This is a genomic window from Kitasatospora sp. NPDC048194 (assembly GCF_043202455.1).
Lineage (GTDB): Bacteria > Actinomycetota > Actinomycetes > Streptomycetales > Streptomycetaceae > Kitasatospora.
Map to the genome: position 1 here is coordinate 1 of NZ_JBIDAK010000008.1, position 16,141 is coordinate 16,141.

The window sequence follows — 16,141 nt, forward strand, 5'->3', positions numbered from 1 at the left end:
GGCGGGTACTTCATCGGTGCAGCCATGGCAAAGGCTCCCTTCTCACGGCCCATCAGGCCATGTCCGGCAACCTTCCGCACCTCGGGGGAACCTCAGACCTTGACCGGCTCCGCCACCACGCCTCCCCACACCGGATCGGATGTCCACCGACATCCAACCGGTTCAGGCGGCACCACCGCCAAACCCGGCGAACCTTCTCGGTCACAGCACTAGAGACGAAGCCGGAGCGGGAGCGGGAGCCGGAGCCGAGGCGGGAGACGCAGCCGGAGCAGCTGCCTGCGGTCAGCGGGTCTTGAAGGACTTGCGCAGGGCCGCGCGGTCCTGCCAGGAGTCCGCCGCCGGGCCCTTGGTCATGTCGGCGAAGAAGCTGTCGTGGCGGACGAAGAAGGCCGCGCGCTCCTCCTCGGTCATGGTCGCCACGTCCGCCAGTCCCTCGAAGTAGCCCTCCCGGGCGGCGCCGGGGGAGAACAGCATCAGGAACTCGGCCGGTTCGCCGGAGATGTTGCCGAAGGAGTGCACGCCGCCGGGCGGGATGTAGAGGTAGTCGCCCCGGGCGGCGTCGAACCAGCGTTCGCCGTCGAAGACGTGGATCTCGCCGGAGAGGACGTAGAACGACTCCGACATCGTCTTGTGGAAGTGCGGGCTGGTGCCGCCCGCTTCACCGGTGAGCCGGTTCTGGTACAGGCCGTACAGGCCGTTGGTGCTGAGCCGGGTCGACAGGTAGTGGAACGTCGAGCCGTTCGGTGCGACGTAGTCGGGCGGTGTGCCCGCCGGGCGGAACGAGGCGACGTTGGTCTCGCCCTCGTCGCGGTCGTACCGGATTTCGGGGTAGTCGGGCGCCAGGAACGACATGGGGACTCCTCTGTTCGGTCGAATGATCAGTCGGACGATTGGTCGGGTGACCGGCCGTGCTACCGGCGGTGTGACCGGCCGTGCGACCTGCGGGGTGACCGGTCGTGCGGCGGGCGCCCCGCCGCAGGGGTCGGCGGCGGCGTCAGTCGGCTCTACCTTCTTGATCGGGTTGATCGAGCCGCTCGTAAGGTTGGGTCGCCCAGGGGTGCTGGGTGTGGCTATCAGTCGGCTGCCGTTTCGTGGCTTCCAACGCTTCGCCGCCCGGCACCCCACGACGACTCGGCCGCCGATTAGGAAGTGCGAACAAGTCGCTGAGTAGAGCAATGCCGGCGAGGTCGTCCGTGGTACGAACGGCATGAACACGCACGTCAGGAGCGCGATGAGTCGGATATGGGCGGGGATCGACAGCGGCAAGGGCCACCATCACGGCTTGGTTCTGGACGCCGACGGGAAGACGTTGCTGTCGCGGCGGGTGGCCAACGACGAGCCCGAGCTGCTGCGGCTGATCGGCGACGTCCTCGCCCTGGCCGACGGCGCCCAGGTGACCTGGGCGATCGACATGACCGGTGGGGAGCCGGCCCCGCTGCTGAGCCTGCTGGTCCCCCACGGCCAGGAGGTCCTGTACATCCCCGGCCGCCTGGTGAACCGGGCGTCCGACGGCTACCGCGGCGAGGGCAAGACCGACGCCCGCGACGCCTACGTGATCGCCGACCAGGCCCGGATGCGCCGCGACCTGCAGCCGATCCGTCCCGGCGACGAGGCAGCAATCGAACTGAAGCTGCTGACCGGTCGGCGGGCCGATCTGGTCGAGGACCGTACTCGCGCGGTCAACCGCCTGCGCGGCACCCTGCTGAGCATGTTCCCAGCCCTGGAGCGGGCCCTGGACGTGACCAACGTCGGTCCGCTCAAGCTGCTGACCGGCTACCAGACGCCGGCGGCGATTCGACGCGCCGGGGTCACGCGACTGGCCAAGTGGCTGGCCAACCGCAAGGTCAGGAACGCAAGATCCCTTGCCGAGACGGCAGTTGAGGCCGCCGAGCGGCAGCACACCTCCGCTCCCGGGGAGAAGACCATCGCGAAGCTGGTCCACACCCTGGCCGAGGGGGTGATGGCCCTCAACGAGCAGATCGCCGAGATGGACAAGCTCATCGAGGGACGGTTTCGCGAGCACGAACTCGCCGACATAGTCGAGAGCGTCCCGGGCATCGGCACGGTGCTCGGCGCCGAGTTCCTGGCCGCCATCGGTGGCGGCCTCGACGGCTTCGCGTCCCCGGACGCCCTGGCGGCCTTCGCCGGTGTCGCCCCCGCCCCTCGCGACTCGGGCAAGGTCAGCGGCAACCTCCACCGGCCGGTCAGCTACCACCGCCGGCTCCAGCGCGTCTTCTACACCTCCGCGCTGGTCAGCATCCGGTACGACCCGAACTCGCGGAAGTTCTACGACCGCAAGCGCGCCGAGGGAAAGCGGCACGTCCAAGCCGTGCTCGCCCCTGCCCGCCGACGCGTCAACGTCCTGTGGGCCCTGATCCGTGACCGGCGGTGCTACCAGGTCGCACCGCCGGTCACCGCAGCCGCTTGCCAACAACATTAGGAAGCGTCGAGGAACTCGCGGGTGAGATCGACCAGGCCGCTGGGATCGGCGAACCAGTCCATGTGCCCCTGGTCCTCGACCTCGACGAGCCGACTGCCCGCGATGGCGGCGTGCAGCTGGCGCGAGCCCTCGACCGGGATCATCGCGTCGTCGGCGAATCCGACCACCAGGGTCGGTGCGCTGATGGCCGGGAGCAGGGGGCGGAGGTCCACCCGGCCGCCCAGCTCGATCTGCCGGCCGATGCCGGGCGGTGGCCAGCTGTCCGCCAGGGAGTCAGCGAGCCCCTGGTGGCCGAAGCGGTCCAGGGCTGCCGGACTGAATCCGGTCAACGCCGAGAAGCGCTTGAACAGCTCCCGGTCGGTGTCCAGGAGTTGGCGCCAGGTCCGGAAGTAGTACCGGTCCCGCGGGCCGGTGGAGTGGGCCCAGCCCGCCACCAGCACGAGACGGCGCACCAGTTCGGGCCGGGTGGCCGCGACCGCGGCGGCGGCGACCGCGCCGAGCGAGAAGCCGAGCAGGTCCACGGGGCCGCTCACCGCCGCCCGGGTGGCTGCGGCGACCTGCTCGGCTATGAGGTCGACGGTCAGCTCCGAGCCGTCGTCCGTGGTCTGACCGCTGCCGCTGAGGTTGGGCCGGACCACCGTGCGGGTTTCGCTGAAGTGGTCCACCACGTTGCCGAAGACCTTCTCGGCGTCACCGCCCGTGCCGTGCACCAGCACCAGACCGGGCCCGTGGCCGTCGACTTCGTAGTGCACTTCGGTTCCGCGTACCCGCGTCAAGGGCATCAGGATCACCGCTCACAAGGTGAGTGCTTGTTAGATGAGTACTAAGATAACGAGCCATCAGGTGAGCGTCAACTAAATGAGTGCTAAGGTAAACGCCGAAAGCGAGGTGACCCATGACCGACGCGGTCGGAGCACTGCTGGACCAGTGGCGCCGGGAACGCCCCGACATCGACTTCTCGCCCATCGGCGTCGTCGGGCGCATCATGCGGATCTCCCGCATGTGGGACAAGGAGATCAAGGACTTCCTCGCCGAGCACGGCCTCGAGCCCGGCGAGTTCGATGTCCTCTCCACGCTCCGGCGCTCCGGTGCTCCCTACGAGCTGACGGCGGGCGCCTTCCTCAGGACCTCCCTGGTCACCACCGGGGCCATCACGCTGCGGGTGGACCGGATGCAGGACAAGGGCCTGGTCACCCGGGTGCGCGACGAGGGCGACCGCCGCTCGGTGAAGATCCGCCTCACCGACCACGGCCTGGAGACCGTCGACCGGATCCTGCCCCTCCACCTGGCCAACGAGGACCGCCTGCTGCGGGCCCTCGGCGGGGACGACCGCGAGCAGCTCGCGACGCTGCTGCGCGACCTGTTGGAGTCCTACGGCGACACCCCGGCCCCACCACGGACGGGCACCGGAGCCTAGCCCGGACCGCCCTCCACCCGAAGACGGCGTCCGTCCTCGAACCGAACCCGCACCCGGGTCCGTCCTCGGCCTGGGTCCTGGCTCGCCCCCCGGCCCGAGCCCTGGTTCGGCCTCAGCCCGAGCACGCCACCCGCTGCGCCTGCTGCCAGGCGCACACCGGGCACAGCGTGCTGCCCGGCTCGTCCGCCGGCAGCTCCGTCGGCTCCCCGCACAGGACGCAGTCCGCACGCGGCCCGGTCGACTGCGGGTCGTGTCGCAGCGCCGCCTCCGCCGAGCCGTCCGGCGCCGGCGCGCACACCGCCGCGCCCTCGGCCACCCCGGCACCGCCGCCCGTCGCGCTGTCAGTCATACCGCCTTCTTACTCCCGGCCTCCGGCGTACGGCAAGGCGCCCCCACCTCCGTCGCCTCCGCACGCCCGGACTAGCGTGTCCCGCATGGTCACCGATCTCCACCAGCGCCTGCGCGCCGCCCGGGCCGCCGCGCCGACCTATCCCGAGGTGGGAGCCACCCGGGGCGGGCGGCTGCCCGACGGGTACGCGCACCTGCGGCGGAGGGTGCACCTGGGGCGCGGGCCGGAGGTGCTGGAGCGGGCCGGGCGGTACGTGCTCGGCTGGGGCACCCAGCTGGGGACGGGCTTCGCGGTGTGGCCCGGCGGCCCGGTCCGGGAGGGGGCCACCGTCCTGCTGCGGCTGGCCCTGCCGGGCAGCCGGTGGCCGCGGCTGGTGATCCCCTGCCGGGTGGTGTGGACGGTGGACGGACCGCAGCGGATCGGGTTCGCCTACGGGACGCTGCCCGGGCACCCGGAGCGCGGCGAGGAGTCGTTCGTGGTGTCGATGGACGCCGACGGCGAGGTGTGGTTCGAGGTCACCGCGTTCTCCCGGCTGTCCGCGTGGTACGCCCGGCTCGGTCGCCCGATCGCCCTGCTCTGTCAGCACCTGGCGATCGAGCGCTACCTCGCCGTCGTGGCCGGACACGTCGCCGCCGGCCCGTCCGCACAGCCCTGACCGAGGAAGGACGCCCCTGACCGGGGAAGGACGGCCCTGACCTGGAGGACGGCCCTAACCGAGGAAGGACAGCCGCACGGTGCGCCGCGGGTTGTCGCCGTTGGTGTCGATGAGCACCACGGACTGCCAGACGCCGAGCGCCAGTTGCCCGCCGATCACCGGCAGGGTGGCGTGCGGGGCGACCAGGCCGGGCACCACGTGGTCCCGCCCGTGGCCGGGGCTGCCGTGCCGGTGGCGCCAGCGGTCGTCGGGCGGGAGCAGGTCGCGCAGGACGGCGAGGAAGTCGTCGTCGCTGCCGGAGCCGGTCTCCAGCACGGCGATCCCGGCCGTGGCGTGCGGGACGAAGACGTTGAGCAGGCCGTCGCGCCCGGCGGCCCGCTCGTTGAGGAACTCGGCGCAGCGGTCCGTGATGTCGAGCGCGACCTCGCGCTTGCCGGTGGTGATCTCCAGGGTGGTGGTCTGGAAGGACCCGGTCGATCCGGTTGCCGGGGAGTGGTTGTTGTCCGCCATGGCGCCATCCTCACCCAGGTCAGCGGGCCGGAAGGACCACCCCGCCGTACGCGCCCCTCGTCGGGCGGGCGCGGTCGCGGAGCGTGAGAGGTTCAGACCACAGGGCGACGTCCGAGGGGCGGCGCCCCGGGTACGACGAGGACCCGACGCACCAGGTGGTCCGCCGGGTCGCGTCGGGGCCGTACGGCCGCGACCGGGCGGCCGCTAGCCGCGTCCGCCGAAGAGGCTCCGGCGCAGCCTGCGCAGCGGCGCCAGCAGCGAGACCCGGGTGTGGCGACGGCGGGCCGCCGCCTGGGCGTCGGCGCCGCGCGGCGTCAACTCCCTTATCAGCCCGAGTGCCTCGGCGGTGTCCACCGCCGGGAGTGCGGGCGCGCCGAGCACGGCCAGGTGTCGGTCGATCCGGCGGCCGGTCGCACCGACACCGCACTGGATCGCCGGCACCCGGGGCCGAGTCCGCACTTGCATGTGTTCCATCAGTTTTCCCACCCCTACGAGGCGCCAGGGCCGTGAGGCGAAGACTATCCGTGACAGAGGGCCTTCGTGCAACCGTCCTTGGTGTGGTGCCACCGTATCGTGCGGCGTCAACTGACGATGCACCAGGGGCCACCCGGGCGGTCACGACTAGGCATCAATGATGGTGCACGACCCGCTGTCCGTCAGCAGGGCCAGGAGGCACGCACCCGGCGCCCGTCCGCCGCCGTGCGCGCCGGGCGCGCGGCGCGACCCTGGCGATCGGCGCGACCCCGACGGTGCGGTGGCCCGCGCCGGACGAGCCGCCCCAGCTCCGCCGAGTACCGACCGGACGCCCCGACCGGACGCCCGGCACTCCGCGACCGGACACCCCCGGCACCCCCGCCCGCATATAGGGGACAGCCAGGGGACAGCCACCAGATCGACAAAACGATCATTTGCGCCCCGGCCGACGTCAGCGGGCTGCTTCAGGAAGTGAACACATACGAGGGATTGACTCGCGTCGATCCTCCAAGCAATATCTGTGACAACGCGCTGTTGCCCGCACCGCATCACGCGCGCGTTCGAGTGATGAATCAACTGATCATCGACTCGATCGAACTCCGGCTCCCGCGAGCCACTGCCCGGTCACCTCGACGCTGCGGTGGCCAGGCTCGCAGGGTGCCCGGACCGGCGGCCGGCCGTAGAGGGTCGGCCGGGCCGCCGACCAGACTGCCGGTGCCGCCCCGCACGGGGCCCGGCACCGGCGGTTCCGGGCCCCTCCCCCGCCCGCCGCCGCCGGGCGGACGTCCGCGCAGGTCGCGTGCGGTGGATCGGTAGACTCGGCCAGCGTGTCCCTCCTCCTCAGCATCGTGCTCCCGGTCCACGGCGTGGAGCGGTACCTGCCGCGCTGCCTCGACTCGATCCTCGGCGAGACCAACGCCGCCGAGACCCGTTTCGAGGTGATCGCGGTCGACGATCTCTCCCCCGACGGCTCCGGCGCGATCCTGGACGCCTACGCGGCCCGCGACCCCCGCCTCAGGGTCCTGCACCTCACCGAGAACCAGGGCCTCGGCGGCGCCCGGGCCGCCGCCCTGCCGCAGGTGCGCGGGGAGTACGTCTGGTTCGTGGACAGCGACGACTGGGTGCCCGAGCGGACGGTCGGCGTGATCCTCGACGAACTGGAGGAGGAGCGCCGCCGGGAGACCCCGGCCGACGTGCTGCTCACCGACTTCGTCCACGTCTACCCGGACGGCGGGACCGAGCCCAACCCCTGGCGGCACGTGCTGGTCGGCTCCCCGCTGGTCGAGGGCTGCACCGTGGCCGAGCACCCGGCGCTGTTCCAGACCGTGATGTCGGTGTGGAACAAGGTCTTCCGCCGGGCCTTCCTGGAGGGCCTGGGCGTCTCCTTCGGCCGCGGCTACTACGAGGACATCTCGGTCACCTACCCCGCGCTGCTGGCCGCCGAGCGGCTGCGCTACCTCGACCGCCCCTGCTACTTCTACCGTCGCGGCCGCGACGGCGCGATCACCGCCACGGCCTCCCCCAAGCACGCCGACGTGTTCGCGCAGTACGACGCGATCTTCGCCTTCATCGACCGCTGGGGCCGCTCCGGCCGCCCCGGCTCGCCCGTCCCGGAGTCGCTGCGCACCCTGGTCTTCGACCGGACCCTGCGCCAGGCGCTGAACGTCTACGACACCCCCGGGCTCGTCCCCACCGACCTGCGCAAGGACTTCTTCCGCCGGATCTCCGAGCACTTCGAGCGGCACCGGCCGGCCGACTACCGCTTCCCCGGCGGCGTGCGCGGCGTCCAGTACCGGCTGGCCGCGCGCGGCGCCCGGATCGCCTACGCGGAGCTGCGCCGCACCGGCCGCCTGCCGCGCGACCTCAAGCGCGGGGCACGGGCGGTGGCGCCGGCGGTGAAGAAGGGGGTGCGCAGCGGCGCCCGGTTCACCGCGTACAACGCCTTCCGCCGGCTCCCGCTGGACGAGCACCTGGCGGTCTACGCCGCGTACTGGCACCGGGGTTACGCCTGCAGCCCGGCGGCGATCTACGAGAAGGCGAAGGAACTCGCCCCGCAGATCCGCGGCGTGTGGGTGGTGGAGAACCGCGCCCAGGCCGCCACCATGCCGCCCGGTGTGCCGTACGTGATCGTCAACACCCCCGCGTACCTCAAGGCGATGGCGACCGCCAAGTACTTCGTCAACAACGTCAACTTCCCGCGCACGATGGTGAAGCGGCCGGGCACGGTGCACGTCCAGACCCAGCACGGCACGCCCCTCAAGGCGATGGGCATGGACCTGCGGGGCCGCCCGGAGGCCGCCGAGGGGATGGACTTCGACCGGCTCCAGGAGGCCATAGACCGCTGGGACTTCCTGGTGTCCTCCAATCCGCACACCAGCGAGCACTTCGCCAAGGCCTTCCCCGGCCGGTACGAGATGCTGGACACCGGCTACCCGCGCAACGACCGGCTGGCCAACGCCACGCCCGAGGAAGTCCGGGCGATGCGCGAGCGGTTGGGGCTGCGGCCCGGCACCACGGCGGTGCTGTACGCACCGACCCACCGCGGCGGCAAGGGCGGCTACGTGCCGCTGCTGGACGTGGCCGAGCTGGCCCGGCGGCTCGGCCCGCGCTTCACCCTGCTGGTGCGCACCCACTACTTCCACACCGGCGGCCCGGGCGACCTGTCGGCCGGCGAGGACGCGGCGGAGATCATGGACGTCTCGGCGCACCCGACCGTCGAGGACCTCTACCTGGCGGCGGACGCGCTGGTGACGGACTACTCGTCGATGATGTTCGACTACGCGGTGCTGGACCGGCCGGTGGTGATATTCGCGCCGGACTGGGAGGAGTACCGGCACGAGCGCGGCGTCTACTTCGACCTGTTCGAGGAGCCGCCGGGCGCGGTCACGGTGGATGTGGACGGGCTGGCGCGCGCACTGCGGGCGGGCGATCCGGAGCCGGCGGCCCGGGCGCGGTTCCGGGCCAGGTTCTGCGTCTGGGACGACGGCGGAGCGGCGGAGCGGGTGGTGCGCCGGGTGTTCCCGGTGACGGGCTGACAGGCTGACGGGTGACCGACGGGTGACCGACGGGTGACCGACGGGTGACCGACGGGTGACCGACGGGTGACCGACGGGTGACGGGGCGGTCGCCGCTGCTGCGGCGACCGCCCCGTCGGCGCGAGGTCAGCGCTGGCGCGCCGCCAGGAACTCCTCGAAGTCCAGGTACCCCTGGTGACGGGTGTCCATCGAGTGGACCAGCGCCTCGGCCATCGCGAGCGTGACACCGTGGTCGCCCATCTCGTTGGCGGCCAGCGCGTATTCGGCCGGGGTGATCTTGCCGTCACCGTTCTTGTCGAAGCGGTCGAACATCGCCTTGATGTCCTCGATGGTCTCCATCGGGTCCTCCTGGTACTGCGGGTGGTGCACGTTTTCGGACGGCCGTACCCTACCCGCCGTGGTGTGCGCCACGGCGTCCGGGAGTGGACGGGCGCGGGGGTCGGTGTCGTAGTCTGCGGATCTGATGCGGGCCCGGGCACCTCCCGGGCGGTCGTTCGTCCAGGGAGGGAACATGCTCGATCTCGCCACCAGGCTGGTGCTGAAACCCGTTTCGCGCGGGATCTGGCGCCCGGTCATCGAGGGTGTCGAGAACGTGCCGCGCAAGGGCGGGGTGATCCTGGCCAGCAACCACCTGTCCTTCATCGACAGCGTGGTGATCCCGCTGACCGCCCCGCGCCGCGTCCACTTCCTCGCCAAGGCCGAGTACTTCACCGGCACGGGCCTCAAGGGCCGCCTGTCCAAGGGCTTCTTCGAGTCGATCGGTGCGGTGCCCGTCGAACGCGGCACCTACCGTTCCGCCCAGGCCTCACTGGAGTCGGCGCTGGAGATCCTCGAGGCGGGCAAGGCCTTCGGCATCTACCCGGAGGGCACCCGGTCGCTGGACGGCCGCCTCTACCGGGGCAAGACGGGCGTCGCCTGGCTGGCCCTGACGGCGGGCGTGCCGGTGGTTCCGGTGGCCCTGGAGGGCCCGGAGCAGATCCTGCCGGTGGGCAAGCGGGTGCCGCGGATCAAGAAGGTGACGGTCCGCTTCGGCGAGCCGCTGCACTTCGACGAGCTGCACGGGCAGGCCCGCTCGCTGAAGGCCCGCCGGCACGTGACCGACGAGGTGATGGCGGCGATCCAGCGGCTCTCCGGCCAGGAGGTCGTGGAGAGCTACAACGAGGTGCCGAAGGCGGCTTGACCGCCCTGCTCATCCTGGTCCGCCGCGCGTGCCGGGCCGTACGGGCCCGCCCCCGCGTGCACGGTCACGCGGGCACGGTCACGCGGGCCCGGCCGTACGGAGCCACCCGGGCCCGGAGGTACGGGTCCGCCCCCACCTGCCCGGTCACGCGTGCCCGAGGGCCGCGTCCGACAGGGCGGCCGCCGCCGGAGCCTCCCGGCGCAGCAGCGCCGCGTACCGGCCGTCCAGCTCCACCAGCTCGTCGTGGGTGCCGAGTTCGACCACTTCGCCGCGGTCCAGCACCGCGATCTGGTCCGCGGAACGCACCGTGGAGAGCCGGTGCGCGATGGTGATGGTGGTGCGGCCGGCGGCCAGCGTGTCGACGGCCTGCTGGACGGCGCGCTCGGTGCGGTTGTCCAGGGCGCTGGTCGCCTCGTCCAGGATCAGCACCGGCGGGTTGCGCAGGATGGTGCGGGCCAGCGCGAGGCGCTGCTTCTCACCGCCGGAGAAGCGGTAGCCGCGTTCGCCGACCAGGGTGTCGTAGCCCTCCGGGAGGGCGGCGATGGTCTCGTGGATCTGCGCGGCCCGGGCGGCCTCGACCAGTTCGGCGTCGCTGGCGCCCGGTTTGGCGAAGCGCAGGTTCTCGGCGACCGAGGCGTGGAAGAGGTAGGTCTCCTGGGAGACCACCCCGACCGCGCGGGCCAGGGTGTCAAAGGACAGTTCGCGCACGTCCACGCCGTCCAGGGTGACCCGGCCGCCGGTGACGTCGTACAGCCGGGGGACGAGGTAGCTGAGGGTGGTCTTGCCCGAGCCGGTCTCGCCGACCACGGCCAGTGAACTCCCGGCGGGGACCGCGAGGTCGACGCCGGCCAGGGTCGGGCGCTGCTGCTCGGGGTCGTAGCGGAAGTCGACGGCCTCGAAGCGGACCTCGCCGCGGATGTCGTCGAGGGTGACGGGGCGGGCGGGCTCGGCGATCTCCACCGGCAGGTCGAGGTACTCGAAGATGCGCTGGAACAGCGCGAGCGAGGTCTGGACGTCGACGCCGGTGGACAGCAGGCTCACGGTGGGGCGGAACAGGCCCTGCTGGAGGGTGACGAAGGCGACCAGGGTGCCGACCGAGACGATCGGCGCGCCGGCGGCGGAGGTCAGCCCGGCCGCCCAGTAGATCAGCGCGGGCATCGCGGCCATCACGATCTGGATGGTGTTCATCCGCCAGCGCCCGGCCATGCTGGCCCGCACCTCGAGGTCCGCCAGCTGGTCGGACTGCCCGGTGAACTCCCGGGCGAGCGAGTCGGAGCGGCCCATCGTGCGGCCGAGCAGGATGCCGCTGACGGAGAGCGACTCCTGCACCGCCGAGCTCATGGCGGCCAGCTGCTTCTGCCGCTCGGTGGTGATCTTCTTGCGCTCCCGCCCGACCCGTCGGCTGATCCACACGAACAGCGGGAGCAGCAGCAGCGAGACGACGGTCAGCCGCCAGTCCAGCGCGACCATGGCGACGATCGAGGCGATCACCGCGGTGAGGTTGGAGACCAGGCTGGTGGCGGTGGAGGTCACCGTGGACTGCATGCCGCCGATGTCGTTGGCGATCCGGGACTGCACCTCGCCGGTGCGGGTGCGGGTGAAGAAGGCCAGCGACTGCCGCTGGAGGTGGCCGTAGACGGCGGTGCGCAGGTCGTGCATGACCCGCTGGCCGACGGTGGTGGAGATCAGCGTCTGCAGCACGTTGAAGATGCTGTTCACCACGGCGGTGAGGATCATCCCGAGCGCGAGCAGGCTCAGCAGGCCGGTGCGGCCCTGCGGGATGGCGGTGTCCAGGACGGCCCTCAGCAGGAACGGCGAGACGACGGAGACCACCGCGGAGGCGGCCACCAGCAGCCCGACGGCGGCCAGGCGGCCCCGGTACGGGCGGAAGAGCGCGAGGATCCGCCGCCACTGCGCGGGCGGGCGGGGCTCGCCCGCAGCGCGGTCGGGCGGGGTCCAGTCGATGGCGGCGGGCCTCAAGGACGGGCCTCCCTGGGTCGGACGCGCGACGGCGGCGCGGCGGCGGGCGGGTGGGTGCCAGCATAGCGGGGGTAGCTCATAGTTAGGCAAACTAATAGTGAGCGCCGCTCTATTCCGCTCCACATCCTCCGCCCCGCCCGCCCGCCGCGGGCGTCAGTCCGTCCGGTAGGTGCGCGCCGCCTTCGAGGAGAGGCCGCCGAGCCTGCCGGAGGGCAGCACCCGGGCGACGGCCACCGCCGCCTTGTAGCGCTTGCCCGGCACCGACAACGACTTGCCGCGCGCCAGGTCGCGCATCGCCTCCGCCACCACCCGCTCGGCCGAGAGCCAGGACCAGGACGGGATGTTCCCGGTGCCCATGCCGGCCCGCTCGTGGAACTCGGTCCGGGTGAACCCCGGGCACAGCGCCATCATCCGCACCCCGGTGCCACCGAGGTCGCGCAGCACGCCCTGGGTGAAGCTGACCACCCACGCCTTGCTCGCCCCGTACGTGCCGCGCGGCAGGAAGGCCGCCACCGAGGCGACGTTGACGATCGCCCCGCGCCCGCGCTCGCGCATCCCCGGCAGGGCCGCCGTGGTCAGCCGCAGCACCGCCTCGATGTGCACCTTCACCATGTCCAGCTCGGCCTGGAGCGGGACGGCGCCGAAGGCGCCCTTGTTGCCGAACCCGGCGTTGTTGATCAGCAGGTCCACCGGGCGCTCGGAGTCGGCGAGCCGGGCCTCCACGGCGGCGATGCCCTCCTCCGTCGCGAGGTCCGCGCGCAGCACCTCCGCCTCGACGCCGTACTGCGCGTTCAGGTCGGCGCTCGCGCGCTCCAGGCGTTCGGCGTCGCGGGCCACCAGGACGAGCCGGTAGCCGCTGCGGGCGAGCCGTCGGGCGAACGCGGCTCCGATGCCGGCGGTCGCGCCGGTGATCAAGGCTGTGGTCATGCCCCCGACCGTACCGACTCCCCGCGGCCGGGCCCACACCGCGCATCGACGCAGCGGCTCGACCAGGGGGATTGCGGGTAATCAGTCGCACACGTAGTGTCGAACAGGGGCATCACCCGACCGGGTGATGACGCCATGTGAGGAGGCAGATCTGATGCTTACTCAGTTCCGTACGGAATCCGCTTCGGCGTCACAGAGCGCGACGCTCTCCGAAGCCGAGACACTCGCGAGCCTGATGGTGGAGGACGAGGCCGTCGTGTCCGACGCGCCCACGTACCTGCCCGAGGCCGCTGGGGCGTCGCTGCTGGCCGGCCTGCTGCTGACCTCTCCGAAGCCCCCCAAGGAGAAGCCGACCCGGTGAGCCGGGACGACCTCGTCGACTGATGACCGGGCCGGTCCGACGACCCGGCCGGCCCTCCTCAGCAAGGAGGCACACCACTGATGCCATTCGCCGAGACGTCACTGCGTGAACAGTACGCCGCGGCCGTCGAGCGGGTGGCCGGCCGGACCCTCGACGCCCTCCGGGGCGGCGGGGATCCGGCCGCACTCGTGGAGCCGGACGCCGCCGTACCCCGCCCGCTGCTGGCCGCCGTGCGGCTGCTCGGTGCGGACCTCCTCGCGCCGTCCCTGTTCGGCGGCGGCGAGCCCGACCCGGCCACCGCCGCCCTGCTGGCCGAGGCGCGACGCGTGGTCCCCGCACCGGCACCCCCCTCCGAACAGGCCGCGCTGGTCATCGCCTGGCAGGACTGGGCAGCCGGGCGGCTGCTCGTCCGCGCCGGCCACGCGGAGGCCGTGCCGCGGCCGGCCCCGCTGCCCGGCCCGGAGGACCTCGGCTGGCAGGCCTGGTCGGTGCGGATGTCCCAGCTGTCCGTGCTCGCCCTGCCCACCCTGGACGGCCCGGTCCACGACGCCGCCCTCGCGCACGCCCTGGCGCTGGCCCGGGGCACCGTCCGCTCGATGCTGCGGCGCGACCTCACCACCGCCGCCCGGCTCGCCCGCTGGCTCGCCTGGACGGAGGCCGAGGGCGGGCGGTCGCGGCTCGACCTCGAACCGGTGCTGGACCGGATCGCCCTGGCCGGTGACGGCAGCGCCCGAACCGGGCTGGAGCTGGCCGTCGCCCGCCGGCTGCTCGACCGCGCCCGGCCGTCGGACGCCGAAGGGGGCCGAGCGGCATGATCGACACCCACGTCCTCGCCACCGCGCAGCGGTTCGGCTCCCGCGCACTGACCTGGCTGCACGCCGCCCACCGCGACGGCCTCGGCCGGATCCCCGACAACACCGTCGTCGACCTCGCCACCCCCAACGACGCCTACAAACCGCTCGGCGAGCTCGCCCTGGCCGCCTCGGTGGTCCTGCGCGACGGCGTCGCCGGTCCGGCCGGCACACGAGCCGCCCGGGAACTCCTCGACTACGCGTGGGAGCAGCTGCGCGAGGGGGACCTGCTGTACGAGCGGCAGCTGCGCCACGTCACGATGAGCGACCCGCTGGAGCTCTACGGCCACTTCGCCCGGGCCGGCTACCGCCACCCCGCCCTGGACGACCTCCTCGAGTCGATCGGTAGGCTGCGGGCCGCGCACGCCATCGAGATCCAGGGCAACCGGCGGCTCGCCATCGCCAACGCCCGGCGGCTGATCGGCCTCAGCCACCAGCCGGACTGGGCCGCCCTGACGGCCGGCACCTGGCTCGGTGCCCTGCCCGAGCCCTGGGCCGTCGAGTGGGAGATCGCCTACCAGAACACCCACACCGTCTTCCACCTCACCGACTGGGGAGCGCACCCGGAGGGCCTCCCCGAACCGATCCGCGACTACCTGCACGACTGGCTCCCGGCCTGGCTGGACATCTGGCTGGAGATCGGGCAGTGGGACCTGGCCGTCGAACTCCTCATGGTGGACGCGTGCATCGGCGAACCGATCACCGGGCGCCAGGGCTGGGACGCCCTGGCCGCCGTCCAGCGCGCGGACGGACTGGTGCCCCGCGACGCCAACGATCCGGTGAGCGACGACCGGGAGGAGGCGTTCCGGGAGAACCAGCACACGGCGGTGGTCGCCGTCCTGGCGGGCGACATCACCCTGGCCCGGGCACTGGGCGCCGACGCGGCGGCCGCGTGAGCGAGCTGGACGCCGCGGTGTCGGCGGCGGTGCGGGCGGCCGAACCGTACGCCACCGCCGTCACGGTGGCCCTCGCGCGCGGGGCGCGGGAGGAGGTCCGCTGCCACGGTCGGACCGGCCGCGGGGCGCACGCGGGGGCGTGCACACCGGAGACGGTCTTCGAACTCGGCTCGGTCAGCAAGACGTTCACCGCGCTGCTGCTGGCCGACCTGACGGTACGGGGCGAACTCGCGCCGGAGGATCCGCTGGAGAGCCGGCTGCCGCCCGACTGGCCACCCCCCGCCACGCGTTCCTCCGAACCGATCCGCCTGCTGCACCTGGCCACCCACACCTCCGGCCTGCCCCGGCTGCCGCCCGGGCTGCTGGCGGCGGCCCTGCCGAGGTGGCGCAGCAACCCCTACGCGACCTTCGACGCGGCGCGGTTGAGGGCCTCGCTGGCCGGAACCACCGTGCGCAGCAGGCCGGGTAGCCGCTACCGGTACTCCAACTACGGGGTCGCCCTGCTCGGGCACGTGCTCGCCGCGCGGAGCGGCCTGCCGTACGAGGCCCTGCTCGCCGAGCGCGTCTGCGCACCGCTGGGCCTGCGCGCCACCAGCTGCGCGCCGGACGCACCGGGGCAGGCCGTCGGGCACCTGCGCGGGCGGGAGTTGCCGCCGTGGCACGCCCCCGGACTGCCGGGTGCGGCGGCGGTGCGGGCGAGCGGAGCGGATGCCCTGCGCTACCTCCGGGCCCATGTCGACGGCGCCGGCGGGGAGTTGGGAGCGGCCCTGCACGAGGTGCAGCGGCCCCGGCTGCGGCTGCCGCGCTCGGGCGACGAGGTGTGCCTGGTGTGGAACCACCGCGGCTCGGGCGGCCGCGACCTGTACTTCCACGCGGGGGCGACCCGCGGGTTCACCGCCCTGGTCGGGTTCTGCCCGCAGTCGGCCACCGCGGTGGCGGTGCTGGCCAACACCGGGACGACGCTCGGCGCCCGCTTCGTGCAGGCGGGCTACGAGGTGCTGCGGGCGGCCGCCCGGGAGGGGTAGCGACCGGGTTCGCGGGTCCTCCGACCGGCCGGGCCGGCGGG

17 protein-coding genes are annotated in these 16,141 nt (G+C 72.8%); 9 read left to right on the forward strand and 8 right to left on the reverse strand.

Features of this window, described 5'->3' with window-relative positions; all coding sequences use genetic code 11:
- Positions 1-282: 282 nt before the first annotated feature.
- Positions 283-852 carry a cupin domain-containing protein gene (locus tag ACGF07_RS12530; protein WP_392897781.1) on the reverse strand — a complete coding sequence of 190 codons (570 nt, stop codon included), beginning with the start codon at positions 850-852 and terminating at the stop codon, positions 283-285.
- Positions 853-1,231: 379 nt separating this feature from the next.
- On the opposite strand from ACGF07_RS12530, the gene ACGF07_RS12535 reads away from it, so the two are divergent.
- A complete protein-coding gene (locus ACGF07_RS12535) occupies positions 1,232-2,440 on the forward strand; it encodes an IS110 family transposase (protein WP_392897783.1) in 1,209 nt (402 codons plus the stop codon).
- Here the strand turns inward: ACGF07_RS12535 and ACGF07_RS12540 are convergent.
- On the reverse strand, positions 2,437-3,192 hold the full coding sequence (locus ACGF07_RS12540) for an alpha/beta fold hydrolase (protein WP_392897786.1): 756 nt from the start codon (positions 3,190-3,192) through the stop codon (positions 2,437-2,439). The genes ACGF07_RS12535 and ACGF07_RS12540 overlap by 4 nt on opposite strands.
- Positions 3,193-3,335: 143 nt before the next feature.
- On the opposite strand from ACGF07_RS12540, the gene ACGF07_RS12545 reads away from it, so the two are divergent.
- Positions 3,336-3,857 (forward strand): MarR family winged helix-turn-helix transcriptional regulator, encoded by a 522-nt coding sequence (locus ACGF07_RS12545; protein ID WP_392897789.1) that lies wholly within the window; start codon positions 3,336-3,338, stop codon positions 3,855-3,857.
- Between the two features lie 112 nt (positions 3,858-3,969).
- Here the strand turns inward: ACGF07_RS12545 and ACGF07_RS12550 are convergent, their stop codons facing one another.
- Positions 3,970-4,206, reverse strand: a complete 237-nt coding sequence (locus ACGF07_RS12550; RefSeq protein ID WP_350746609.1) for a hypothetical protein — start codon at positions 4,204-4,206, stop codon at positions 3,970-3,972.
- 85 nt (positions 4,207-4,291) lie between these two features.
- Between ACGF07_RS12550 and ACGF07_RS12555 the strand changes: the two genes are divergently transcribed.
- Entirely contained in the window at positions 4,292-4,861 is a 570-nt protein-coding gene (locus ACGF07_RS12555; RefSeq protein ID WP_350746612.1) for a DUF1990 domain-containing protein, read from the forward strand.
- A gap of 54 nt (positions 4,862-4,915) precedes the next feature.
- Here ACGF07_RS12555 and ACGF07_RS12560 read toward each other — a convergent pair whose 3' ends face one another.
- Both ACGF07_RS12560 and ACGF07_RS12565 read right to left on the reverse strand, forming a co-directional pair.
- Entirely contained in the window at positions 4,916-5,371 is a 456-nt protein-coding gene (locus ACGF07_RS12560; RefSeq protein ID WP_350746616.1) for a YjbQ family protein, read from the reverse strand.
- Between the two features lie 204 nt (positions 5,372-5,575).
- Positions 5,576-5,845 carry a hypothetical protein gene (locus ACGF07_RS12565; RefSeq protein WP_350746619.1) on the reverse strand — a complete coding sequence of 90 codons (270 nt, stop codon included), beginning with the start codon at positions 5,843-5,845 and terminating at the stop codon, positions 5,576-5,578.
- Between the two features lie 827 nt (positions 5,846-6,672).
- Between ACGF07_RS12565 and ACGF07_RS12570 the strand changes: the two genes are divergently transcribed.
- Positions 6,673-8,880 carry a CDP-glycerol glycerophosphotransferase family protein gene (locus ACGF07_RS12570; protein ID WP_392897794.1) on the forward strand — a complete coding sequence of 736 codons (2,208 nt, stop codon included), beginning with the start codon at positions 6,673-6,675 and terminating at the stop codon, positions 8,878-8,880.
- Positions 8,881-9,006: 126 nt separating this feature from the next.
- Here the strand turns inward: ACGF07_RS12570 and ACGF07_RS12575 are convergent, their stop codons facing one another.
- On the reverse strand, positions 9,007-9,219 hold the full coding sequence (locus tag ACGF07_RS12575) for an EF-hand domain-containing protein (protein WP_350736539.1): 213 nt from the start codon (positions 9,217-9,219) through the stop codon (positions 9,007-9,009).
- A 172-nt stretch (positions 9,220-9,391) separates the two neighbouring features.
- Between ACGF07_RS12575 and ACGF07_RS12580 the strand changes: the two genes are divergently transcribed.
- Positions 9,392-10,060 carry a lysophospholipid acyltransferase family protein gene (locus ACGF07_RS12580; protein WP_350736536.1) on the forward strand — a complete coding sequence of 223 codons (669 nt, stop codon included), beginning with the start codon at positions 9,392-9,394 and terminating at the stop codon, positions 10,058-10,060.
- Between the two features lie 144 nt (positions 10,061-10,204).
- Here the strand turns inward: ACGF07_RS12580 and ACGF07_RS12585 are convergent, their stop codons facing one another.
- Both ACGF07_RS12585 and ACGF07_RS12590 read right to left on the reverse strand, forming a co-directional pair.
- On the reverse strand, positions 10,205-12,040 hold the full coding sequence (locus ACGF07_RS12585) for an ABC transporter ATP-binding protein (RefSeq protein ID WP_392897798.1): 1,836 nt from the start codon (positions 12,038-12,040) through the stop codon (positions 10,205-10,207).
- A gap of 153 nt (positions 12,041-12,193) precedes the next feature.
- The gene (locus ACGF07_RS12590; protein ID WP_392897801.1) at positions 12,194-12,967 is read right to left on the reverse strand and encodes an SDR family NAD(P)-dependent oxidoreductase; all 774 of its coding nucleotides are present in this window, start codon (positions 12,965-12,967) and stop codon (positions 12,194-12,196) included.
- A gap of 154 nt (positions 12,968-13,121) precedes the next feature.
- On the opposite strand from ACGF07_RS12590, the gene ACGF07_RS12595 reads away from it, so the two are divergent.
- From ACGF07_RS12595 to ACGF07_RS12610, 4 genes are all read left to right on the forward strand, one after another.
- On the forward strand, positions 13,122-13,328 hold the full coding sequence (locus ACGF07_RS12595) for a hypothetical protein (protein ID WP_392897804.1): 207 nt from the start codon (positions 13,122-13,124) through the stop codon (positions 13,326-13,328).
- An 80-nt stretch (positions 13,329-13,408) separates the two neighbouring features.
- Positions 13,409-14,143, forward strand: a complete 735-nt coding sequence (locus ACGF07_RS12600; protein WP_392897806.1) for a hypothetical protein — start codon at positions 13,409-13,411, stop codon at positions 14,141-14,143.
- Complete coding sequence (locus ACGF07_RS12605; RefSeq protein WP_350736522.1) at positions 14,140-15,075, forward strand: DUF6895 family protein; 936 nt, start codon at positions 14,140-14,142, stop codon at positions 15,073-15,075. Before ACGF07_RS12600 ends, ACGF07_RS12605 begins: the two co-directional genes overlap by 4 nt.
- Complete coding sequence (locus tag ACGF07_RS12610) at positions 15,072-16,100, forward strand: serine hydrolase domain-containing protein (RefSeq protein ID WP_392897808.1); 1,029 nt, start codon at positions 15,072-15,074, stop codon at positions 16,098-16,100. The genes ACGF07_RS12605 and ACGF07_RS12610 overlap by 4 nt, the downstream gene beginning before the upstream one ends.
- Positions 16,101-16,141: the final 41 nt, after the last annotated feature.